This is a genomic window from Rhodococcus sp. 06-221-2 (assembly GCF_002258365.1).
Classification (GTDB): Bacteria; Actinomycetota; Actinomycetes; order Mycobacteriales; family Mycobacteriaceae; genus Rhodococcoides; species Rhodococcoides fascians.
In genome coordinates this window covers 334,624-359,375 of the sequence record NZ_NOYJ01000035.1, presented here as the reverse complement: position 1 = coordinate 359,375, position 24,752 = coordinate 334,624, and the positions used below count along the sequence as shown (strand labels likewise).

The following is a 24,752-nucleotide window of genomic DNA, read 5'->3' as shown; positions in this document are numbered from 1 at the left end:
CGTGAAGGTCATCGCGTCCCCGCGAGGCGGTGCCGTCTGCGCCGTCGCGGCGATCCGTGGGACGCCGGCGTCCGGGCATGCGTCTCTGCGTTCCGAATCGGTGTGGTCGCCGTCAGTGCGAGGAAGACCCAGGGGAATGCAAACCAAATCACGCTGGTCACGGATGTGCAGATCGCCAATCCCAGAAACAGGGGAAGGGCGTGCGCTTTGTCTCGGGCGGCCAGGAACAGTGAGACGGCGAAGACGGCGAAGAAGGCCGAGCCCACGAAGCCCACGTCGTACAGAAGTGACAGCCACATCGAGCTGAGATAAGCGGGGCCGGTATTGGTCGGGTCGACGGGGTTGAACTGCGAGAACGTGTTCAGTCCGGTTCCGAACGACGACGCGCCCCAGCCGCGTGCGGCAATTTGATCGATCGCGTTGTTCCACAGTTGGACGCGGTAGGCACCGGTCCCGCTCTGTGTGTCGATCACGTGGACCACGCGCCACAGAAACGTGTCCTCGTCACCCACGCGGTAATACACGTCCTGCAGGTAGAAGGCGACGAGGGTGAACGCGGCCACCGCCGAGACTACGGCTGTGGGATAACGCTTGACGCAACGGAACAAGACGCAGACGGCGAGGAGCGCAAGGGCAATCCAGGCCGATCTGGTGGACGTCAGTATCAGTGCGATGGTGATCGGAATAGTCATCACCAGAATGCTTTTCGTCACGGCCGGTGTACCGGCGAAGTAGTAGACGATGCCCAGCCATCCGAAGCACAAGCAGCCCATGATGTTGTACTCGAAGGCCAGGCCGTCGATGCGGGTACTTGGATCGAGTACGAAGGCAGCGATGCTCACGACGCAGATGAACCCGAGAATGGTTGTGCCGGAACGGACCAAGAACCTCAGGTCGAGAGCCGACGTGACCAGTGGAACCACCGCGACGAGCGCGACGAGCAGCTGGATGGCCATGCGCAGGCTCGCTCCGGGGTCGAGAGCGAAGACCATGCTAGACGCGAGTCCGACTGCGATGAGCCCGACCCCGCCGAGGACGAGACTCGGACCGAGTGAGTTGCCGACGCTCGCGGACGGGTTCCGCCGTACATGGGCGTGCAGGGCGAGCAGGAACAACGGTGTTGCGAAGTACTCGGGACGAATGCTCAGCCCTGCGACCGTCACCTGAACACCGTTGGAGCACAACGCGAAGAAGAAGACGCACCATGCCCATTCCATGCTTCTCAAGGATCCGACAGCGAGGACAGCAGCAATCGCCGCAGCCAGCGTGATCGAGGCGATCGTGGGAACGGCCAGCGCCAGGTATACGACGACGGAGGCAGCGCAGACGAGTCCTGTCAATTCTGCAGAAGATGGGCCTGCTTTGCGGCCTACTCGCCCGGTGAGGAACATCGAGTCAGTGCCGGTTGGTGCGCACGGGTGCCGATTGCGTCGGCGGTGTCGGCACTCGACCGGGCTCGAAGTCGTAGCCGTACTGATCTCGCCCACGTCCCGTTGCCGGGACCATCGACATGACCACACCGAGCAACGAGGCACCCACGTTCTCGAGGTTGGCCGCAGCACGGGTCAACTCCTCGCGGCGGGTGTCTCCGTACCGCGTGACCAGGATGGTGCCGTCGCATTGCGTGGCGAGAGTGGCGGCGTCGGTGACCGGCAACAGGGGAGGCGAATCCACCACCACGTAGTCGAAGGCCCGCCCCAGATCGCGCAGAAGTGATTGGGCGGTCGAGCTTCCCAGCAATTCGCTCGGATTGGGCGGGGCCGGGCCCGAACCCAGTGCCCACAGATCGGTGTGGCCGGTTGTCTGCACCACCTCGTCGAGACCGGCGTCGTGTGCGAGCACGGAACTGACACCTACCGAGCCGACAATGCCGAGGTAGTCAGCAATGTGTGGCCGTCGCAGGTCGGCATCGACAAGGACGACCCGGTTACCGGATTCCGCGAGCGAGAGGGCAAGGTTGACGGCAGTGGTCGATTTACCCTCGCCCGCAATGCAACTGGTGACCAGCAGTATGCGGGGCGGATTGTCGACCGAAAGGAATTTGAGGTTCATCCGCAGTTGACGGAACGCCTCGGCGATGGGCGCGGTGGACGAACCGAAGTCGATGGGAGGGGTGTCACGGATCTTCTTGTCCAACGGGATTGACCCGATGAGCACGCTGTCGGTCAGCGCCTGGAGTTCGTCGGGTTCCTTGACGGTGTTGTCCATCCTGTCGCGAACCAGTGCGCCCGCGATGCCGACCAGAAGTCCGAGGACGAATCCGAGGGCAACGTTGCGGACCTTTTTGGGCGAGACCGGTGTGGTCGATGCCTCCGCGGTCTCGGCCACGGTCACCGCAGCGCTGGCCGTGCCCCCGTCGACAGGCTTCTCCAGTTCGCCCACCAGGGTGGGAAACAGCTCGCCGATGGCGTTGGCGATGTCGCGGGCCTGAGCTGGAGACGAATCGACCACGGACGCGTCGAGCAGAACCGAGTTGGGCTTTGCGGTGGCGGTGATGCGGTCGGTCAGTTCGTCCGGGCTCATGGGCAGCCCGAGCTGGTCGACGACACGACGAGCCAACTCCCGGCCGGTGAGCAACTCGGTGTAGGAGACGACTCGCTGCTGAGATGCCAAGTTGTTCTGGTAAACGTCGCTGGGTGACACCGCCGTCGTCGTGACGAAGAATTGCGTGGTCGATTGATACATCGGTGTGGACACGAGCGAGAACACGACAGCGATCAGGGTGCCGACGATGGTCGTGGCAACGATGACGAGCCACCGCGCGCGCAGCGCCGCAGCGTACCGGCGAACTGTCATTCGCATCTCTCCCTCGAACTGCAGACCCTCGAACTTCGGTGTTGTGTGCAGAGCGATCAGGGAACGGTGCGTCGCCAGAATGCGCCGGAACCGTCGATGTCGATGATCTCGTCCTGAATCGAGTGAGTCCGGCGGTAGTCCCGGACAGCTTGTCCGGCCTGAGAGGAATGACTTCCATAGTCGTCCACGATGCAGAACCCGCCCGGTGAGAGCTTGGGGTACAACGACTCCAGAGCTTGAATCGTCGACTCGTACATGTCGCCGTCGAGTCGCATCAGCGCCAGCGCATCGATCGGTGCGGTCGGAAGCGTGTCCTTGAACCACCCCACGAGAAATTGCACTCGCTCGTCCAGAAGGCCGTATCGCTCGAAGTTGTGCTGCACTGTGCGGGGGCCCACCGCGAGGCCGCCGAGTTGATGGTTGCGATCGCCCGCGTCGGCGGGATACCGGGTGGCGTCCGGGGGCGGGAGTCCCTCGAACGAATCCGCAACCCATACGGTCCGACTCCGGTCACCCCAGGCGACCAAGTTCGCCTTCATGAAAATCGATGCGCCGCCGCGCCATACGCCGGTCTCGATCAGATCACCGGGGACCCCGTCCGAGACGATCGTTGCGACGCACTCCTCGATGTTGGTCATCCGGCGCAGACCGATCATGGACTCTGCCCGGGACGGCCAGTCGAGGCCGGATTCTCGCTCGCGCTCGTCGTACGGTTTCTTGATCGCAATCTCGACACCGAATCGGCCGGCCGCATGGGCGAAGGAGCTCGCCAATCGTTTGGGTAGCGATGGATTTCCCTGCCACCGAACGCCGCCCAGCACCGAATCGTTGTCTTCCGCCAGAGCGCCCGTCAAAGCGCGTTTGACCGTGTTCAGATAAAGACCTCTGACCGAGTCGATATCGGTGACTTCCGTCGTCATTGGCAAACCATAGCAACGCATTACGTGACTCGTCGGGTGCAAGAACGATATTCGTGGCGGGACAATTCAGGTCGGTAGCAACGCTTCTTGCATTCTGGGAATCAGGTATTCGCCGTATTGTCGGGTGATGTGACCGGTATCCCAGCTGATTACTATGCCGGATACGACCAATGGGCACGTGTTGCGATAGCAGAACCAGGAACGAGTGTCGATCAACGTGGCTCCCGTTTGTTGTGCGGCTGCCTTGTCGGCGCTGCGTTTGGTCAGCCAGTTCTCGGAAATGGTGCTGACGCAATTGGATGGAACGGCCAGCCTGCCCGCGCATTCCGTGGCGGCCTTGCCGAGTGGGTTCGGGGTGAGGATCACGACGGCGGCATCGCTGGGCGCGATCCGCTCGATGATCGCGGTGCGCGCGGCTGTCCACGCCTGCGCCGAGCCCTTGTTCTCCACCATGGCCTGGATTCCGTATTCCATATCCACCATCACCACCATGCTGGGCCGGGCGGTGTTGATCTGATCGACCATCTCGTCGCGGCTGGAGTTGCATCGGTCGGTGGATTGCTCGTCCACGCCGATGGTCACATCGGAGGCGACGAACGGGCAGTTGTTGAGTCCCATGCCGTGCACCCGAAAGCCGTTGGGAACCAACGCTCCGACGATGGCGGGCAGCCAGGAAGCCGAGAAGGAGTCGCCAACGACGATCGCAGAACGAGGCGCGTCGGGAGGTCCGTAATTGCACACATCGAGGCTCAGTTCCGGGGGATCCAAGCACCCGGCCTCCGGGCTCATCTCGACCGGTTTACCGCTCTCGACGTCGTCGAGCGGGGGAGTTGTGACCGGAAAGGACGTGGCATCGAGCGACTCCACGATGGCGGCCTCGAGCGGGTCGCGGTCCTCTTCGACGTATGCTGCGGCGAGAACCGGGGCGGGCCCGCTCGCGGGTAGCACGACGGACGGCTGATTGAACAGGGCGACCAGGAGAAAGACCATGACTGCCCCCAGCGCGGCTACGAACACGCGTTGACCGTCGTGACTGTCGCTCGCAACGGAGCGGTGCCCGGGGCGTCTCGATCGGGGAGCCAGGAAGTCCGAGTCGAGGACGGCTTTCTCCACCAGGTGGTAGGACGCCACGGATAGCAGAACGGTGCACACGATGACGGTGACGTAGTACGTGATGCCCACATTCATGACGGTGAGGAGAAGCACGACGAGGGGCCAGTGCCACAGATACAACGAGTACGAGATGGCACCGATGTACACCACGGGTTTTAGCCGAAGCGGTTTCGTCACGGCCAGGCCGGTGGATCCGATACCCGCTGCGATTACCAGACACGTGGCCACGACGGGGACGACGCCGTAGGGCGCAGGGATGGTGTACGTGACCTCGAAGGTGAACTCGGAATAGAAGATTCCGACTAGGCCGGTGACCGCCATGGCGGACCGGAGCCACACGGGCATCCGGTGGAAGATCGGCGCAATGGATGCCAGCAATGCCCCGGCTGCCAGTTGCCACACCCGGCTGAAGGTGGAGAAGTAGGCCGCGGTGGGGCTGGCGACGCTCTCGTCCATGGCCCAGAGGAACGACACCGCAATCGCGACCACAGCGAATCCGCCGACGAACGGCCGCAGCGGCAGGTTCTTTCGCCATCTCGTAGCGATGAAGAGCAGGCCGACCATGAGTAGAGGCCACACCACGTAGAACTGTTCCTCGACGGCGAGAGACCAGTAGTGCTGCAACGGAGAGTGCGGCAACGCCGTCTGAAAGTAGTCCGTCTCGACCGAGATCAAATGCCAATTCATCATGAACGCAGCCGACCACCACGTATCGACCACGATCGCCTCGAACCTGCTGGTGACAACCAGTACGTACGACGCGGTCAGAGTTGCGCCCAGGACCAGTAGTGCAAGGGGCAGGATCCGGCGGGCACGTCTGCGATAGAAGTTCGCTATGGACACCCGGCCGTAACGCATTCCCTCTCGCAGTAGCAGGCTCGTGATGAGGAACCCGGAAATGACGAAGAACATGTCCACGCCGACGTATCCGCCTTCGGGCCAACGAACGACGTGATGCAAAATCGCGAACGTCACAGCGATCATCCGCAAACCCTGAATGTCGAGCAGGAATCCGAAGTCGTTGGACTTGCCGGGAATACTGGGTGGCGTCGAAACCGCCGGAGGTCGGCCGGCTTTCCTTTCGTGCAGTGACATCTGCAGTCCTCGAGGCATGTGCGTGACTTCCGGAAAACCCCGGTCGGTGAAGCGAATACTAGCCGGATTCGGAGCTTTGGTAAGCGAACACGGAAACCGTCAACGATCCGAACGGCGGTTAGAAGGCAGTATGCCTTCAGGGTGGTCCAGCGAATGGCCCGCTAACCTTCATGTTGGTTGTTTCTTACCGTCGTCTGATGATGCATATCTGGTTCATGTTGTGCGACAGAATGGTTCGCCAAGCTCATAGCGTACGAACAGGGTGCCGATCCTGGCGTGGACGGTTACCGTGAGCGCACCGAATTGCGTTCTAAGGAGTGCAAGATGCTGCACGCGTTGATCGACACCATCTACTGGAAGCTGCGTCGGAGGCGAATGCCCGACGACATTCCTTCTACGGCCTTGTTGACCTTCGTGGTCGATCGAGTCGGTCAGGCGCTACGGGGGCAACTGCTGGGTCTGCCCTATTTGAGGGGACCGGCACTGCACTTTCGGGGCCGCGGCGTGAAGGTGCGCAACGCAGCCAAACTGCGCGTGGGCACCGCCGTGGTATTCGGCGACGGCGTGGCCATCGACGCGCACTCGGCACATGGAATCACGTTCGGCGACAGGACCACTGTGGGTCGTGGGTCGTCGATCAACGGATCGGGTGTTATCTCGGAACCCGGTGTCGGCGTCGTGATCGGCGAGGGGGTCGCGGTGGGGATGTACAACGTGATCTGGGGTCAGGGCGGGATCACCATCGGGGACAACGCCATGATCGGGCCCCATGTGTCGATTTTCAGTGAGGATCACGGTTTCGCCGACATGTCGGTGCCCATGAACAGGCAGGGTTACCTCCGGAGCCCGACGGTCATCGGAGCGGACACGTGGATCGGGGCGGGCTGCGTGATCACCCGCGGGGTCACTATCGGTGAAGGCGCTATCGTCGGCTCCGGTTCGGTGGTCACCAAAGACGTTGCGCCCTACACAATCGTGGGAGGCGTGCCGGCCCGGTTGATCAAGGCCCGCGAACACACCGCCACATGACTCGACCCGAGGTCTCGGTTCTGATCGTCACCTACAACAGTGCGCACGTAATCTCCGCATGCCTCGACGCGCTCGAAGCGGGGCACGGACGGGACGGCGAGATGGAAATCATCGTGTACGACAACGCCTCGACGGATGAGACGGTGCCGCTGATCGAGCGGAATTGGCCCGCCGTGCGCGTGATCGCGGGCGAGCGCAACCTCGGATTCGCCAAGGGTGTCAACAGAGCTGCGGAAGCAGCCACCGGCCTGAACATCATGCTGCTCAATCCCGATGCCGTCATCGCCGTCGAGGACGTAGTGGTTCTGGCCAGGACGGTGCCGTCGACCCACGGCGGGATCGTCGCGCCCGTCATCCATACCGGCGGCGTGCGCGTGATGGCAGCCGGCCGAATGCCCACGATCTGGGCGATGGCCAGTCACTATTTCGGGATCTCCCGGCTCTCGCGGGGCCGGACGCGGTTGCAGGGGCACTATTTGCTGCCCTCGGACGTCGGGGAGGTCGTGGTCTCCACCGACTGGGTGACCGGTGCCTGCCTGATGGTCGATTCCGAAACGTGGTGGCGAGTAGGCGGATTGACCGAGCGGTGGTTCATGTACGCCGAGGACATCGAATTCTGCTGGCGCGTAGGCCGCGCAGGGGGCGTGGTGTTGATCCAGCCGCTCGCACATGCGCAACATCTGGTGGGCAGCAGCAACGGTGCGCCGGAGGCAGGCACCAACTCCGCCTGGGTGCTCAATCTTTACGAGTTCTACCGCGCAGACCTTGCCGAGTCGCGCCTGCAGCGAATCGTGTGGGCGCTCGTGGTGGGATGTGGTCTACGGTTCCGGGCCGTCGTCTTCCTGTTGCAGTCTCTGTTGCATCGATCGGCCGAATTACATGGCGCAGCCGGAGATTTCACTCGTCACTCCAACGCGGTGTTCCGGGCACTGACGGCGTCCGCCGACGACAGGTGGTCGCGCAGCGCTCGATCGTAATCGGCACAGACTCGTTCCCAGGTGTAGTGGTCGTGAGCACGGCGGATCGATTCTGTGCTCAACTCCTGTTGTAGTTCGCTGTCGTCCAGCACGGTTTCGAGTCCGGCGCTGATGCACCGCGGATCCGGGTCGACGAACACCGCTCCGTCGCCGAGAACCTCACGGTTGTAGACGGTGTCGCGTGCGACCACCGGCGCACCGCAGGCCATGGCTTGAACCAACGCAGGGTTCGTTCCTCCCACGCTGTGCCCGTGGAAGTACGCACCGGCGTTCTCCCATAATGAGAACAGCATGTCGTCGTCACTGAGGTGCCCGTACCACCGCACGTTGGTCTCTCGGGCGGCTATGTCGGCCACCCGCTCCTCCAGGGCACCGCCGTACCCTGACGAACCGACGATCACCACTTGCCAACGCTCGCAGAGTGTTTCGATCGCGTCCAAGAACGGTCCGATGGTGTTCTCGGGAACAAAGCGAGCCACCATCAGAATGTACTTCCGGCGCGCGAGACCGTCGGGCGGATCGTCTCCGGTTCGAGGATCGCCGCCGTACGGAATGAATACACCAACCCGGCCGGAGAGTTCCTCCCATCGAACACCCAGCGCCCGGGAGTCGTAGATGAGAGTGGTCGCGTACCGCGCTGTCGCACGGCCGCCGATGGCGAAGATCGCCTTGGCTATGCGTCCCCACTTCTCCCGTTCCCACTCGATTCCGTCGACATTGACCAACGTGGGGATTTTGCGAAGCCGAAGCAACGGCAACCAGAAGCCGTTTGCCACGTTCATTACCAGTGCCGCATCGGGTTTCGTCGCCACCGCATGGATCGACGACGTGGCCCCGTACGTGATGGTGCTGGCCGACTTGCTGTCGATGCCAGGGGTCACCACGGAACGCACACGAGAATCCATGTCGATCGGGTTGGTGCTCAACGCCTTTTCACGGCCGTACACAACCACGTTCCAGCCGTGATCGGCCAGGTAGGGGGCCAGATGTCGGACCAAAGTCTCGAAACCGCCGTAAAAACTCGGGTATCCCCGTGTGCCGATGATGGCGACCGTACGAGTCATGGTGCTCCCACTGAGCGTCGACATACCAGTGCGCTCGTCGAATCGCTGACATTCGACATAGCAATTTGAAAGCGATGTTATACACGCAGCAACGCTTTTGTCCGTACAACCTGTGAAAACGAAACATTGCGTGCACAAACCGATTTCGTGAACTCGGTGTCGGTTTTTAAAGGTACTCTTAACAGAATCAATTCTGTCTAGTGGGCAGTTTTGCGAGCCCGGAAGTTTCATTGCGGTTCTTTCGAGGGACCCGCGGTTTGTTCCAGCGTGCCGGGGTTCCTCGAAGGTGAAGGACGTCCGCCCTAGCTGTTCGCGCAGTAGCGCGTGGTCTACGGGGCCTGGCGTCATCGCTCTGGCGGTTGCGGAGGCGGCCGCCGCGGCGATGGCAGATCCAGAGGCTTCAGGGAGCAGTAAGGTGCGGCTCGCCAGGTCCGGGCTGCCTCGCAGCTCGAACGAGAGGTCGCGAGGACTCCAGTGTCGAGAATCACCCTGACTTGGGCCGGGTCAGCGAAGCTCTTTATGGTTCCTGCTCTAGCTGGTCGAACGCTACCGGCACTCCTGGCCCGTTCGTGAATTTTGAAATCGAAATTGGGGACACGGATTGTCGTGACACGTCACAACAGGGAATTCGCCGAGTAGGTCTCGTGAATCAAACGAATGAGTGACTGGCTCCAGGGGCGATACTGATCCGGTGCACGGCGATCGAATACTTATGTAACGATTGAGCCACACAGTAGCCCGTTGCGGGGTTGTACGAACGGACGAGGAGCTCGAAGCATGGAGATACAGGATTATCTGAAAATCCTGAAGGCGAGATGGATCATCATCGCCGTAACCGTGGTCGTAGCGATCCTTGGTGCGCTGGGCGCGTCCCTGTTGACAACGCCGCTGTACGAGTCGAGCGCCAGGATGTTCGTCTCTACCTCTGGTGGAACATCAGTCAGCGAGACCTACCAGGGCAACCTGTTCTCTCAGCAACGGGTGGCCTCCTATTCGGAGCTGGTCAGTAGTGAGGCGCTGGCCGCTCGTGTACTGGATGTACTCCCGCTCGGTCTGACGCCGTCGCAGTTGGCCGCGAAGGTGAAGGCGTCGTCGACTCCCGATACCGTTCTGTTCGACATCACCGTCACCGATCCGTCGCCCGCGACAGCCCGGGACATTGCCAATGCCATGGCGACAGAGCTGACCAACCAGGTGCGCGAGCTCGAGACCCCCGAGGACGGCGGAACGCCGTCTGCTGGCGTCAAGATCTTCCAGCAAGCCGACGCATCCGCGGCCCCTGTGAGTCCCAAAACAAAGCGCAACCTCGCCCTCGGTGCTGCGGTGGGTCTGCTGCTCGGTATCGCGCTGGCGGTTTTACGAGACCGCTTAGACAACACGATCAAGAATCGTCGTGAGATCGAGTCAATCTCCGGCAAGGCACTTGTCGGTACGATTCCCTTCGACAAAGAACGGAAGGCACATCCGGCTGTCGACTTCCAAGACCTCACTCAGTCGGCTAGTGCCGAGGCGTTCCGCGAGCTGCGCACCAACCTGCAGTTCCTCGAAGTCGACCATCCGCCACGGGTCATCGTCGTCACCAGTGCTATTCCCAGTGAAGGTAAGACGACCACCGCAGTGAATCTGGCTGTGGCCCTTGCCGAAGCAGGCCACCACGTGGCTCTCGTGGAGGGCGATCTGCGTCGTCCGCGGGTCTCGAAATACATGGGCCTCATCGGCTCGGTCGGACTGAGTACCGTTCTCGCGGGCCAAGCAACGGTCGAGGAGGTGCTGCAGCCAACCAAGTACGAGGGCCTTCAGGCCATGGCGTCTGGTCCCATCCCGCCCAATCCGTCCGAGCTATTGGGTTCGGAGGCCTCGCGCGCGCTGTTGGTCGAACTGCGTTCGAGGTTCGACTACGTGATCGTCGACGGTGCGCCGCTGCTCCCCGTGACCGACTCGGCCGTCCTCACCACCCATGCTGACGGTGCCCTGCTCGTCACGCGTTACGGACATACGAAGTCCAACGAACTGGCGCGAGCCATCAGTAACCTCGAGACCATCGGTGCACATGTTCTCGGTGTGGTGCTGGCGTTGACCCCGTCGAAGAAGGGGGACATGTACAGCTACTCGTACAACTACACGGCCGATACCAACCTGCCCCGTCAGGTTGTGCCGCCGGTTCCCGCTCCGGCACCCCATGGCCCGGTCCAGCATCCGACGCCGGCCGCTGCAACGACTCCGCCGCAGCCCGCGTCGACGCACACCGGATCGGCGCAGTCGGTGCCTTCTGCACCTACCGAGACCGCACGCACGGCCGCCAGCGCGGCTCCGTACGCACGGGCACGCCGTCCCGAGGTGCACACCGACCCGTCGACGAACGGCACCGACAACCCCCGTTTCCGTAAATAGCCGGTTCCACCGAAACGTAGGCAGTTCGCGTAGTGATTTATCACGGCCGCAACCGACAATGCCCCGCCACATTCACAGTGGCGGGGCCATTTGTCGATTGTTGAAGGCTAGACGCGACCCTCGAATTCCGCGACCACGAAAAGCACGATCAGTGCAAGCGTCAAAACTATTAACGCGATCCAAACCAATGGATGCGCATCTTCTGGTGGCCTGACTCGGTCCCTACGTCGTTTTCCGAACACGGACCGAACTGTAAGGCAGTCGAAGAACAACCGCAGCTCCGTCGCGTCTACTGTGACGAAGACGCGCGGGGCTGTGGTCATGCTTTCAACTTCAGGACATCATCACCGGGCAATCAGCACTGCGGAACGTCGATGCTGACCGTCGGTTGATCGACCAGAGGCTGCACTGGCACCGTCGCCTCACCCGGAGCCGAGGGCTCCTCGAGCTCCCAGGCGACCGTCTGTGACTTTCCCGGCGGGATCGTCAGATACGCGGCCTGCACGGGGCGACCCAATTCGGTGCCGGCCTGGATGGAGAATCCGGAAACGCCGTTCACCTTCATGGACGTGATTTTCGCGCCCTGAGTGCCGTACAGGTAAACGATCGACTCGTTGGTGCCGTAGGGGACGTTGGGCTGAAATGTGCTCGCCACGTACGACGTCAGGCCGTCCGGATCGACGTTGTTGGTCAGCGTTGCCGTCACCGTCGACTTACGCGTCCCGGCGGTGCAGGATTCGGCCGAATATTTGATATCGCGCGCCAGGTAGTAATCGAGCTTGTTGCCACCGGCATTGTTGACCACCACATTGGCGTAGGGAGCCGGGCTGTCCGGCAACACGTGACCCACCTTGGTTCCGGCCAGAATTGCCTCCTCGGTCGGATCTGCGCTCCACACCGAAATGCGCCCTTCACTGCCGGCGCGGCCCACCGCGTCGAGCAAAGATCTGGTGGGGGCAGCGCCCGTCGTCATCTTCTGCACCACCGCAGACGCGATCTGCTGCAGGTACGCCTTGCGTGCCAGCTGGTCGTCGCCGAACCTCGAATAGGCTGTGCTGAGGGTGATTTCGACGACGTTGTCTGCGGTGATCTGCTCTCCGTCGGCCAGTGTGACCGGGCCGGTGGCACCGAGGATGTAGCTCAACGCAATCGGATCGGTGGCGATGGCACCGTTGAGCACCTCACCGGTCTGCTCGGTCCACATCGACGACCAGATCTGGCCGGCATACGGAAAGTGCGGGCTCGCATTCGAGTTTCGGAAGTCGATCGTCGTATTCCGTGGAGCCCACAGCGCGTTGTACTCCGGCCCCAGGTCGATGGGCTGCTTCGCGAATTCGAGTTCGTTGTTGGCACCGAGAGTGTCGACACGGGCGGTGCCGTTCTCGGCGCGAATGATGCCGTAGCCACCGAGCAGGCCGCCGGTACCGCGGGCTTCCGCGTTGGTCTGGAACGCGAGAAAATAACTGCGCGGGCCGTTGTCGCCGAGCATGGACGGCAACAGCTGACTGGCGATGCGCGTGTTGGTGAGTAGGCCTGCGAGGTCGTGTGTTTGATCGATCAACGACGTACGTGCATCGCTGACGACGCCGAGGAATGCGGGCTCGTCCACCTGCTGGGCTTGGAGGCTCAATTCCTCGGCTGCGGCGGCGGTCTGCTCCAGCACGGGTTGTGCGTCCCGGAGAGCGGCGGTATCGACCTTGCCGCCGCCTTCGACGAGGCTGCTCGGATTCAGGCTTTCGCCCACCGACGATGCGGGAGTGAGGACGTCCACGGCCAAGCCGTGCACCACATCGGTGATCTGAGCTACCGATTTCAGCGGACTACCAAGGTAAGGAACGGCTTTCGCTATCGAAAACGGGATGGACGTCGTTGCCGACACCGCGTCGTCCGCCGATTCCGAGGCCCGAGCGGCCGCGGCCTCGGCACCGGCCGCATCACCGTCGAGCAGAGCATCTTTCGCCTGCGTGGCGGAGTCGCGCGTCGCGTTCAGGCTGGACTGCGCGGTGTAGGCCTCGTAGCCCAGCCACACCAGAAATGCGACGAGGACGACGAGCAGCACCCCCACCGTGAGGAGAATCGGCCGCTTCTTGCCGGATCGAGAACCACGAATATCGGTGGAACTGGTCGCCATTGTCGGTGGCCTCTCGGTCATAGGAAGTCGGTCGAGTGCATAGCCTAAAGGGGAGCGGCGGTTCCGGCGTACCTGTCGTTCGATCCGGGTAGAGCATTCACAATGGGTCGACTAGGTTTGTCACGGGCGATGTAGATGGACGTTGCTGGGCGGCACGTCAGCCGAAAATTCACGCCGTCGAAGCATATGCGTTGAGGAGGTCATCGAGTGTCGCCAGAGGTCGGTGAGCTGTTCGAGGATGGCCGCTTCCCTTTGTCCGCTGCGCAGATGAATATCTATCTCGCCCAGCAGCTGGCACCGGAAGTACCGTTCACCATCGCCCAATACGTCGAAATTCGCGGCGATATCGATCCGGCCGTACTGATCCGAGCCACGGACATCGCGTGCAGGCAACTCGAATCCCCGGCAGTCCGAATCGGGCTGCACGACGGTCATCCGTACCAGTGGCGAGACCTCCGGGTTCCGTACGCAATGATCTATCGCGATTTCCGAGACCGCGGGAATCCCGTCGAGGATGCTCAGCGCTACATGGACGAGCAGTACCGTCGCCCCGTCGATCTGGTTCGCGACCAGTTGATCGCCTCCGAGATCATTCAGGTGGGTGAGGCGCACTACTACTGGTACAGCCGCGCCCACCACATCGTCATGGACGGGCTCGGCGCGATCTCCGTCCAGGAACGCACCGCCGCGGTGTACACCGCGTTGACCGAGGGCACCGAGATACCCAAGACGCGCGCCATCGGCGTCCGTGAGATCTACGACTACGAGGCCGCGTACCCCAACTCCTCTCGCTACGACACCGACCGCCAGTACTGGCTCGGCCGACTCGACGGTCACCTCGACGCACCCCGACTGGCCGGCAACACGTACACGCGCGCGACACCGAGCGGCGTGACGGTGAGTGTGGGTGCCGTCCTGGACGCAGACCTCACCGAAGCCGTGGCAGCCGTGGCACATCGGTACAACAGCTCCGACGTTCCCGTCGTACTCGCCACGTTCGCGCTGTACCTCGCGCGCATGACCGACACCGACGACGTGATGCTCAGCCTGCCGGTATCGGGCCGAGCCACCACCAAACTCCGTGAATCCTCCGGGATGATGTCCAACGTCGTGCCCCTGCGCATCGGCGTCGAACAGGGCGTGACGGTCGAAGAACTCCTGCGACGCATTCAGGTGGAACTCACCGGCGCGCTGCGCCACCAGCGATTCCGCGTCGAGGACATGCAGCGCGAGACCGGCGACGGCACCGGCAGCGCCGCCGCGGGACGCGGAGTGTTCGGCCCCACGGTCAACATCATGATGTACAACAGCACAATTCGGCTCGGCGATGTCATCGGCGAATACCGCGTGCTCTCCAGCGGCCCCATCGACGACATGATGGTCAACGTCTACCCCGGAGTCGCAGGCACGAGCACCCGCGTCGACTTCCTCGGCAATCCGGCCCTCTACTCCACCGATGAGCTCGCAGCCCATCACCTTCGGTTCCTGGCTCTGCTGCGTGCGGTGGTCAATGCCCCTGAGGGCCTTGCGGTATCGGAACTCGATGTGCTCGACGCCGCGGCCGAATCAGCGTTGCTGACTGCACGTCCAGCGGGCACAGTGACGCCGGCAGCGCTGTCGTCGCTGCTGCGACGCGGTGCGGTGGTGCGTGCCGCGGGTGTCGATCAGTCCAGTGAGGACTTCACCAGGGTGGCAGAACACATTGCTGCCCAACTGGTCTCGCTCGGTGCGGGCATTGAGAAGCGCGTCGCTGTGGCGATGGAACGTTCCTACGAATCTCTGCTCGCCTCGTGGTCGATCTCCACGGCCGGGGCCTCGTTCGTTCCGATCGACCCCACCGAGCCCACCGAGCGGCTGGCCACGGTCCTGGCCGGCGCAGACATCGAATTCGGTATCACCACCAAGGATGTGCTGGAACAACTTCCGAGCACCATCGAATGGTTCGACATCGAGGATCTGCTCGACGCGAACGAGCGTGACCTCGCGCCGCCGGCGCTGCACGTCGACAACGAGGCCTACGTCATCCACACCTCGGGCTCGACCGGAAAACCCAAGGCCGTCAGCGTCACTCATCGTGGGCTGGCGCAATTGGCCGACAACGTTGTCGATCGGTATGCCGTCACCGCCGACTCACGAGTGCTGCACCTGGCCTCGCCGGTGTTCGACGCCTCCATCCAGGAAATTCTCGCTGCCTTCGCGGCGGGTGCCACCCTGGTGATCGCCCCGCCCGACGTCTACGCCGGGCTTGCCCTCGCCGCGTTCTTGGCCAGCGAGAAGATCACCCACCTGATCACCTCACCGACGGTGCTGGCGACACTCGACCCGGAAGATCTGCACTCCATCGAAGTCTTCGACGTCGGCGGCGAAGAATGCCCACCCACATTGCGCGACCGGTTCGCCACTGCTGAACGAACGATGCTCGACGCCTACGGCCCCACCGAGACAACGGTATTGGCGACGCTGTCTGCCCCGATGGTCGTGGGTGAGCGCGTCACGATCGGTGCGCCACTGCCGGGTATTCGTGCGCTGGTACTGGATTCGCACCTGCGGCCCACACCCCATGGCGGCGTCGGCGAGCTGTATCTCGGCGGCGACGGACTCGCCCGGGGATACGACGGCCAACCTGGTTCGACGGCGACGCGGTTCGTTGCAGACCCGGGCGTGGCCGGAGCGCGGCTGTACCGGACGGGTGACATCGTCCGGTGGGCGTTCGACGGGTCCTCGCTCGAATACCTGGGCCGTTCCGACCAGCAAATACAACTGCACGGGCGTCGGCTCGAACTCGGTGAGATCGAAGCCGCAGCAACCTCATTCGCTGGAGTGACCGCGGCCGTGGCCGTCGTTCGCGACGACCGACTGGCCCTGTACGTCACCGGTGCCTCCGACGGGCTCGACGGTCACCTGCGGAACCGGCTGCCGGCGTGGATGGTTCCCCGCCACATCGTCGTTCTGGATGCACTGCCGATGACGGCAGGCGGCAAGGTCGACCGCCGGGCACTACCGGCCCCCACCGAGCCGACGGACACCGAGTACGTGCCGCCGCAGACCGAGACCGAACGCGCTGTCGCCGCAGCGTTCGCCGATGTCCTCGGCGTCGAGGAGGTGGGACGCGAGCACTCCTTCTTCGAGCTCGGCGGTGATTCGCTGAGCGCCACCCGAGTTCTCGCTCGCCTCGGCTCGGGAGTCTCGCTCACCGCATTGTTCGCCGACCCCACCGTCCGAGCCGTCGCGGCCGCCATCGACGCGTCCGCCGAGCATGAGGTCTCGCTCGACCTACTCGATACCGTTCTGCCGGAACATGTCCCGCTGTCGTACGCGCAGCAGCGCCTGTGGTTCCTCAATCAGTTCGACCCCACATCGCCCGCCTACAACATGCCCATCGCCATCCGGGTCGCAGCGGGTAGCGATGCGTCACTGGTTCTGACGGCACTGCGCGACGTCGCCGAACGACACGAAGCGCTGCGCACCTACTACCCGGACGACGGCGACGGTCCGCGGCAGGTGGTGCGGCCCACCGACACCGTCCTGGTCGACGTACCGGCGCGCACTGTGCCCGAGCATTACCTCGACGACGCCGTCACGGCAATTGCCGGGCAGGGGTTCGACGTCGCGGCCGACGTCCCCATCCGGGCAGCGTTGCTGAGCGTGGAGGAGTCCGGCGACACGGTGGTCGCCGTGGTGGTGCACCACATCTCGATGGACGGATGGTCCCTCGACCCACTCGTGCGCGACTTCGCGTTCGCCCACGCATCACGCACGGCCGGTCATGCACCGACGTGGCCGCGCCTACGCGCGCAGTACGGCCAGTACTCGGTGTGGAACCGCGCGACGGTGGATGCGGTTGCGGACGAACAACTCTCGTTCTGGACGTCGGTGCTGGGGGAGCGCGACACCGCGTTGGCGGAGATGCCGTCCGACTTCCCCCGGCCTGCGGTGCAATCGATGACCACCGATGCGGTTCCGTTCGAGATCGGGCCGGACCTGCATGCGGGCATCCGTGAGCTGGCGCGGTCGAACAATGCCACCACGTTCATGGTGGTCCACGCCGCCCTGGCTGCGGCCCTGAGTCGATTCGGCACATCGAACCGCGTGGTGGTCGGATCGCCGACGGCCGGGCGAGGCCACGAAGCCCTCGACGAGATGGTCGGAATGTTCGTCGGAACACTCCCTCTCGCAGTCACAGTGGACCCGGCCGGTAGTTTCGCCGACCTGCTGGGTGCCGTCCGTTCCGCTGACCTCGACGCCTTCTCTCACTCGGACGTGCCGTTCGAGCGCATCGTCGACGCCGTGACTACCGACCGATCTCTGGACCGGCACCCGCTGTTCCAGGTGATGCTGGCATTCGACAACGCACCGCACCGATCGGTCGAGGATCTCCCGTTCTCGGTGTTGGAGATACCCACTCGCACCTCCGAGTTCGACCTCAATCTCGTGCTGGAGGAATCGTCTGCCGGACATGCCGAGTCGGCAGGTCTCGTGGGGCAGATCGAATATGCGCTGGACCTGTATCAGAGGGCCACCGTCGAACAGTTCGCGTCCGCGGTGACGGCACTCCTGAATGCGGCGGTGTCGGACTCCGATTTCATCGTCGGCAACCTTGCTCTCTCTGCTACGCCGACACTGCCGGCCGAATCCGAAGGCGGCACGCTCCTAGAGGTATTGGTCGGTGGCACAGCAGAATCGATGGCGATCGACGGTCTGGAATCGGTGACGTACTCCGAACTCGATCGCCGATCCAACCGGATTGCACGGCTGTTGATCTCCCACGGCGTCGGACCGGAAACCCTCGTCGCGTTGTCCCTCGGGCGTTCGGCGGATTACATCGTCGCGCTTTGGTCCGTGGTGAAGGCCGGCGGAGCATTCGTGCCGGTGGATCCCCGCTACCCGGCGGCCCGTCGGGAGCAGATGCTGGGGCCCATCGAGATCGGCTTCGGCGGAACGGAACCGGGAGTGCGGTGGGTCGAGGAGGCCCGCGCACAGACGTTCAGCGACGCACCACTGACCGACGACGACCGACTGGCGACGCTCGACCCGGCGCACCCCGCCTACGTGATCCACACGTCGGGTTCCACCGGCACGCCCAAGCCGGTCGTCGTGACGCATCAGGGTGTGTATTCACTGGCGCAGCAGGTCGATCCGCGGTACGGCGTGACGGCGACGTCGCGAGTGCTGCACGGATACTCGGTGAACTTCGATGCCGCGGTGCTCGAGCTCGTGCTCGCATTCGGGGCCGGAGCGACCATGGTGATCGCGCCACATGGCCTCCTCGGCGGTGAGGAGATGGCCGCCTTCCTCGGCGAGCAGCGAGTGACCCACTACCTGTCCACACCCGCGGTGCTCGCGACGGTACCGCCGGTGGACGGCATCGAGACCGTCGCCGTCGGCGGAGATGTGCTGGGTGCCGGGGTCGTCGACGCGTGGTCGGCCGGGCGCTCGATGCTCAACGCCTACGGACCCAGCGAAGCCACGGTGGTGGCCACGCTGGCCGAATCACTGCGCGCCGGAGAGCCCGTCACGATCGGCCGCGCGTTGGACCATGTCGGAGCCTTCGTGCTCGACGACCGGCTGCAGCCGGTGCCACTCGGGGGCGTCGGAGAGCTGTATCTCGCGGGGTCCGGCGTGGCCCGCGGCTACCGAGCCGATCCGGCGTCGACTGCCGCGCGCTTCGTCGCAACGGACGGCGGCACCCGGATGTACCGGACCGGTGATCTCGTCCGACGTGAACTGTCGGGATCGCTCGACTACCGCGGCCGGCGCGACGACCAGGTGCAGATCAACGGTGTGCGCATCGAACTGGGCGACATCGAGAGCGCGCTGACGGCGCATCCCGACGTCACTGCCGCTACAGCACTGCTGGTCGACAACAGAATTCACGCCTGGGTGGTGGGAACCGGCGAGTTCGACGCGGCTCAGTGGCTCTTGGACCGGCTGCCGTTGGCGATGCAGCCGGCCGTCATCTCGTCGATCGATCGTATTCCGTTGACCGGCAACGGAAAAGTGGACAAGGTGGCGTTGCTTCCGGCGGTGTCGTCGGACTCCGAGTCGGGGGCCGGACGCACGTTGACGCAGGACGTCATTCTCGGAATCTTCGCCGACACGTTGGGGGTCGACGTGCCGGCCGTCGACAGCAATTTCTTCGTCCTCGGGGGCGATTCCCTCGCGGCCACCCGCGTCGCCACGCGTATCAGTGCGGTTCTCGGCGTTCGGGTTCCGGTGCGGACGGTGTTCGAGGCCCCCACCGCGGCGCAGCTCGCGTCGGCGATCGAGTTGCTGTCCGACAACTACACCGCGCTCCCTGCGCTGGTCCACCGCGCCGATGCGCGCTCATACTCCGGCCTCGCGCCGGCCGAGCGACGCATTTGGCTGCAGAATCGATACGACCCGACATCGGCGGCATACAACATCGCCTTCGAGGTGACGCTCCCGGAAGGCCTCGACCTCGAGGTACTGCGCGCGGCGATTGCCGATGTGCTGGAACGGCATACGCCGCTCCGCACGGTATACCCGTCGACGGGCGATGGGCCTGTGACCGTCGTCCTCGATCCGCAGATCGTGCTCTCGACACTGGACGACGCCCATGCGGGCATCGGCGGGGTGGCACAGCAGGGCTTCGACCTGACCGTCGAGGCACCGCTGCGACTGATGCTCGCGGAACGTCGCGGTGAGCGCGTTCTGACCGTCGTCGCCCACCACATCGCGGTCGACGGCCTGTCGCTACGTCCACTGAGCCGCGACATCGAGACGGCTCTGCTGGCTCGTACGGCCGGAGCTACACCCCAGTTCACTCCACTCGCCGTCGACTATCCGGACTACCGCGTATGGCAACGCGACGTCCTGGACGCGGTGGCCTCCGACCAACTCGACTTCTGGCGTCGCACCCTGGCCGGCCTACCGGAATTCCTCGACCTGCCCACCGGCACTCCTGACGCCGAGCAAGAGGCGTCGGGAGTCCAGTTCGCCGTCGACGCAGACACTCTCGCGAGTCTGCGGTCGCTCGCACATCGCCTGGGCGCGACGGTCTTCGTCGTCGTTCACGCGGCGCTGGCGGCCGTACTCGCCGAGGCCAGCGGCACGCGGGACATCGCCATCGGAACCCCCGTATCGGGCCGAGCAGATCCGGCGCTCGACCACCTCGTCGGCATGTTCGTCGGCACCGTCGTCCTGCGGACCGATGTCGATCCGGCGACGACGTTCGAGGACTTCGTCACCGACGTGCGCAACCGCGACCTCGACGCCTTCGCGAACTCGGACGTCCCGTTCGAGTGGGTGGTGGACGCGGTGCAACCCACCCGCGCCGTCGATACGCACCCACTGTTCCAGGTGCTCCTGGCCTTCGGCGACGTCAGCACGCCCACAATCGAATTGGGCCAGAGTGCCGTGGTTCCGCGTCGGGTGGATATCACGGCGACGCAATTCGATCTGGAGTTCGTCGTCGAAGAATCCGATGCCGGGCTGCTGGGCGCTCTGGCGTACTCCGCCGACCGGTTCTCTCAGGCGGTCGTCACCGGACTGGCAGAACGTCTGACCACGGTGTTGAACACGGTCGCCGCGGCACCGGACCTTCGGCTCGGCAGCGCAGAATTCGGTCAGGGTGGGTCGGCGGTCGTGTCCCGCCGAGACGGCACGGCCGATCAGTCCACACTGGCCGAGGTGTTCGCGCGGGCAGCGAGTAGCTGGCCCGACAACATCGCGGTGATCGGCGACGCACGATCGGTGACCTACCACGAGCTGGGCAGGCAATCGAATGCATTGGCCGACAAGCTCGTCCGGGCCGGAGTCGAGCCGGGGTCGCTGGTGGCTATCGCCCTGCCACGGTCTGTCGAGTACCTCACCGCGATCTGGGCCGTGGCCAAGACCGGTGCCGGCTTCCTGCCGATCGACCCGTCTCAACCCGCCGCGCGAGTGCGGGAGGTTCTCGACCGCGCGGCCCCCGTCGCGGGAATCGCGTCCGTGGGCTTCCACTCGGCCGGCAACGACTGGCTGACGGCTGATGGTGACGAGCTCGACCTGTTCGAGGTACGCGAAGCACCCGTCGACAGCACGGCGTACGTCGTCTACACCTCGGGATCCACTGGGGTACCGAAGGGTGTGCGGGTGACGCACCGCGGTATCGCGAATCTCGTGCAGAGCCAACGAGACCTGTTCGACGTCGAGCCGACATCACGCGTGCTGCAGTTCGCGTCACCAAGTTTCGATGCGTCGATCTTCGAGACGCTGATGGCCGTCGGTGCCGGAGCGAGCGTGGTGATCGTGCCGCCCGAGGTGCATGGAGGGCGTGAGCTCGAAGCGCTCATCGACCGGTACCAGGTGACCCATGCTTGCCTCACGCCGACCGTGCTGCAGGTGACCGACTCTGCGGCTCTGCCTTCTCTTCGTGTGGTCGTCATGGCCGGCGAGGCCGCCAATTCTGCACTGCTGCAGCGGTGGTCGCAGGATCGTTCGGTGTTCAACGCGTACGGGCCCACCGAGGGGACCGTCATGAGCACCTGCACCACGCATCAGCGGGACTGGGCAGCGGCCGCGGTGACCATCGGCGAACCGACCCTCGGATTCGACACGGTGGTTCTCGACGGCCGTCTGCGACCGGTGGGTACCGACGTCGTCGGGGAGCTGTACCTGGGCGGGGCCGGTCTGGCCGACGGGTACGTGGGCGACGCTGCGTTGACGTCGAGCAGCTTCGTCGCCAATCCGTTCGGTGACGGCAGGCTCTATCGCACCGGCGATCTGGTGCGGTGGGTGGCGCGCGAGACCGGACGCGAACTCGAATACCTGGGCCGAGTCGATTCACAGGTGAAGATCCGCGGCCATCGCGTCGAACTCGCCGAGGTCGAGGCGGCATTGCTGCGTCACCCGACTGTGCGTCAAGCCAGCGTGATCGGGCATGCGAACTCGTTGGATGCTTACGTGGTGGGTGCGGTCGAACCGCGAGAGACTCGCGACTTCCTGGCGAGAACAGTGCCCGCGTACATGGTGCCCAGCACCGTGACCGCCGTGGATGCACTGCCGATGACGTTGTCGGGCAAAGTCGATACGAACAGGCTGCCCGAGCCGGCAGTGATGTCGACCGAACGGCGCGCGCCGGTCTCGTCCACCGAAGTACTCGTACACACCGTGTTCTCCGACGTGCTGCACATCGCTGGCGATGACATCGGTATCGACGACAATTTCTTCGACCTCGGTGGGCATTCCCTCTCGGCGGTGCAAGTGATGGACGCCCTCGGTGACAAACTGAGCCGTCGAATCCCGATCAGTGCATTGCTCGAGCACCCGACGATCACGGCATTGGCCGCGCGCCTCGACATGGACGACGGTGATGCCGAATCGAGTGGCGCGTTCGATGTGCTGCTGCCGCTGCGGACCGACGGCGTGGGCGCACCCCTGTTCTGCGTGCACCCGGCCATCGGAATCGCGTGGAGCTACCTGTCGTTGCTGGGGGAGACGGACCGCCCGGTGTACGGGCTGCAGGATCCGGGTATCTCGAACCGTGACGCTGCGCCGTCGTCGATCGAGGAGTTCGCTTTCGTATACGTGCGGATGATTCGAGATGTGCAGCCGCACGGGCCTTACCACCTGCTGGGGTGGTCGCTCGGAGGTGTGATCGCCCACGCGGTGGCCGTGCAGTTGCAGTCGGAAGGCGAGGACGTCGCGCTGTTGGCCCTCGTCGATGCGCAGCTCGCAGCACCCGACGACGCCGAGGAATTCGGCGTCGACGATCTGGCTCGTCAGCTCGGGGTCGAGGCGGCGTCCTTCGAGGACATCGTTGCCGAATTGCGGAGTACGCGAACCGAACTGACATTCCTCACCGAGGACGATTTACGTGCCATGTATAGACCGGTCGTCTCCGCTGCCAGCTGGGTCGCGTCGTACCGGCCGGCGGTGTACGCGGGCGATGTCCACTACTTCGCTGCCCGTGGCTCGGACGGCGCGAAGCACTGGACGGCTCTGGTCGACGGTCGGATCTCGGTGACAGAGGTGGACGTGGAACACGAAGACATGCTGGGCGAGCAGGGTGCCCGTGCACTAGGCCGAGTGATCGGCACCGATGCTGTGGGGAAGGGTGTGGCGTGATGAACCAACAACTGGAGCCGTTCGTCGATGATGTGCGAGCGCATTACGACCTGTCGGACGATTTCTTCGCGCTGTTCCTCGATCCGAGCATGACGTACAGCTGCGCCTACTTCGAGCGCGACGACATGACGCTGGAGGAAGCGCAGACGGCCAAGATCGACCTGGCCCTGGGCAAGCTCGATCTGAAGCCAGGCATGACACTGCTCGATATCGGTTGCGGCTGGGGTGCTCTCGTCAAACGGGCGGTGGAGAAGTACGACGTCAACGTCATCGGTCTGACGTTGAGCCGAAACCAGTACGACCGTGGCCGCGCGCTCGTCGCCGACCTCCCGACCGAACGCAACGTCGACATCCGGCTGCAGGGGTGGGAAGAATTCGACGAGCCCGTCGACCGGATCGTGTCCATCGGTGCGTTCGAGCACTTCCGACGTCAGCGTTATTCGGCGTTCTTCGCGAAGTGCCGTTCGGTGTTGCAGCCGGGTGGGCGAATGCTGTTGCACACTATCGTCATTACCCCGCCCGACCCGGCTTCCGGGGGTGGACTCACGCGCGAGGATGCACACTTCTCCCGCTTCATCCTGCGCGACATCTTCCCCGGTGGCCAGTTGACGTTGGTCAAGGTGGTGAAGGCGAAAGCGGCCGAGGCGGGATTCGAGTTGCTCCGCGAGCATGCACTGGGACCGCACTATGCACGGACACTCGACACGTGGGCCGAGAAGTTGATCGCGTCCAAGGACGAGGCCATCGCACTGTCGTCGGAAGCGACCTACGACAAATACGTGCAGTACCTCACCGGGTCGTCGGAGCGATTCAAGAACTCACGCATCAACGTTGTGCAGTTCACCCTCGAAGCCGGGGACGCGCCTGCGCAGCGACTGCGCTCATAAATGAGTTTGTCTCGGGCGTCGGCTTCTGCTTACTCGTACCGCTAGTCGTGAGCTGAGGGCAGTTGGTGGCTGGGTCATGGAGTCTCACCGTGTCGAGTCGACGGGCACCCACTGCGACAGGGATGTCGGTTAGTCCGTTTGCAGGACAGACAATGCGGCTCTGACGTTGTTATATCCATGGAGTCGGGTGCCTCCTGCCCCCGTGTTGATGATCGACGAGGCAGTCAGAGGGGACTTCAGTGTCACTTGCACCACGGTGGAGAACACGACACCGCACATCT

Annotated in this window: 11 protein-coding genes; 5 read left to right on the top strand and 6 right to left on the bottom strand. The window is 63.8% G+C overall.

Going from position 1 to position 24,752, the window contains the following annotated elements; translation table 11 throughout:
• Positions 1 to 8: 8 nt before the first annotated feature.
• The 4 genes from CH281_RS23400 to CH281_RS23385 form a co-directional block, all read right to left on the bottom strand.
• Entirely contained in the window at positions 9 to 1,340 is a 1,332-nt protein-coding gene (locus CH281_RS23400; RefSeq protein ID WP_179274274.1) for an O-antigen ligase family protein, read from the bottom strand.
• 55 nt (positions 1,341 to 1,395) lie between these two features.
• Positions 1,396 to 2,796, bottom strand: coding sequence for a polysaccharide biosynthesis tyrosine autokinase (locus CH281_RS23395; protein ID WP_179274273.1), 1,401 nt, complete (start codon positions 2,794 to 2,796; stop codon positions 1,396 to 1,398).
• A 56-nt stretch (positions 2,797 to 2,852) separates the two neighbouring features.
• Complete coding sequence (locus CH281_RS23390) at positions 2,853 to 3,716, bottom strand: TylF/MycF/NovP-related O-methyltransferase (RefSeq protein WP_094695628.1); 864 nt, start codon at positions 3,714 to 3,716, stop codon at positions 2,853 to 2,855.
• A gap of 66 nt (positions 3,717 to 3,782) precedes the next feature.
• The gene (locus CH281_RS23385; RefSeq protein ID WP_179274272.1) at positions 3,783 to 5,924 is read right to left on the bottom strand and encodes an acyltransferase family protein; all 2,142 of its coding nucleotides are present in this window, start codon (positions 5,922 to 5,924) and stop codon (positions 3,783 to 3,785) included.
• Between the two features lie 324 nt (positions 5,925 to 6,248).
• On the opposite strand from CH281_RS23385, the gene CH281_RS23380 reads away from it, so the two are divergent.
• Positions 6,249 to 6,953, top strand: a complete 705-nt coding sequence (locus CH281_RS23380) for an acyltransferase (RefSeq protein WP_032372011.1) — start codon at positions 6,249 to 6,251, stop codon at positions 6,951 to 6,953.
• Positions 6,950 to 7,930 carry a glycosyltransferase family 2 protein gene (locus CH281_RS23375; protein WP_094695626.1) on the top strand — a complete coding sequence of 327 codons (981 nt, stop codon included), beginning with the start codon at positions 6,950 to 6,952 and terminating at the stop codon, positions 7,928 to 7,930. Before CH281_RS23380 ends, CH281_RS23375 begins: the two co-directional genes overlap by 4 nt.
• On the opposite strand, the gene CH281_RS23370 is transcribed toward CH281_RS23375, so the two are convergent.
• Positions 7,858 to 8,994: a glycosyltransferase gene (locus CH281_RS23370; protein WP_094695788.1), complete on the bottom strand. Its 1,137-nt coding sequence runs from the start codon at positions 8,992 to 8,994 to the stop codon at positions 7,858 to 7,860. The genes CH281_RS23375 and CH281_RS23370 overlap by 73 nt on opposite strands.
• Positions 8,995 to 9,771: 777 nt before the next feature.
• On the opposite strand from CH281_RS23370, the gene CH281_RS23365 reads away from it, so the two are divergent.
• On the top strand, positions 9,772 to 11,385 hold the full coding sequence (locus CH281_RS23365; protein ID WP_094695625.1) for a polysaccharide biosynthesis tyrosine autokinase: 1,614 nt from the start codon (positions 9,772 to 9,774) through the stop codon (positions 11,383 to 11,385).
• 355 nt (positions 11,386 to 11,740) lie between these two features.
• Here the strand turns inward: CH281_RS23365 and CH281_RS23360 are convergent, their stop codons facing one another.
• On the bottom strand, positions 11,741 to 13,537 hold the full coding sequence (locus CH281_RS23360; protein ID WP_256984007.1) for a DUF4012 domain-containing protein: 1,797 nt from the start codon (positions 13,535 to 13,537) through the stop codon (positions 11,741 to 11,743).
• A 186-nt stretch (positions 13,538 to 13,723) separates the two neighbouring features.
• Here CH281_RS23360 and CH281_RS23355 point away from each other — a divergent pair, with 186 nt between their 5' ends.
• Both CH281_RS23355 and CH281_RS23350 read left to right on the top strand, forming a co-directional pair.
• Positions 13,724 to 23,584: a non-ribosomal peptide synthetase gene (locus CH281_RS23355; RefSeq protein WP_094695623.1), complete on the top strand. Its 9,861-nt coding sequence runs from the start codon at positions 13,724 to 13,726 to the stop codon at positions 23,582 to 23,584.
• The gene (locus CH281_RS23350) at positions 23,584 to 24,471 is read left to right on the top strand and encodes a cyclopropane mycolic acid synthase family methyltransferase (protein ID WP_094695622.1); all 888 of its coding nucleotides are present in this window, start codon (positions 23,584 to 23,586) and stop codon (positions 24,469 to 24,471) included. The genes CH281_RS23355 and CH281_RS23350 overlap by 1 nt, the downstream gene beginning before the upstream one ends.
• Positions 24,472 to 24,752: the final 281 nt, after the last annotated feature.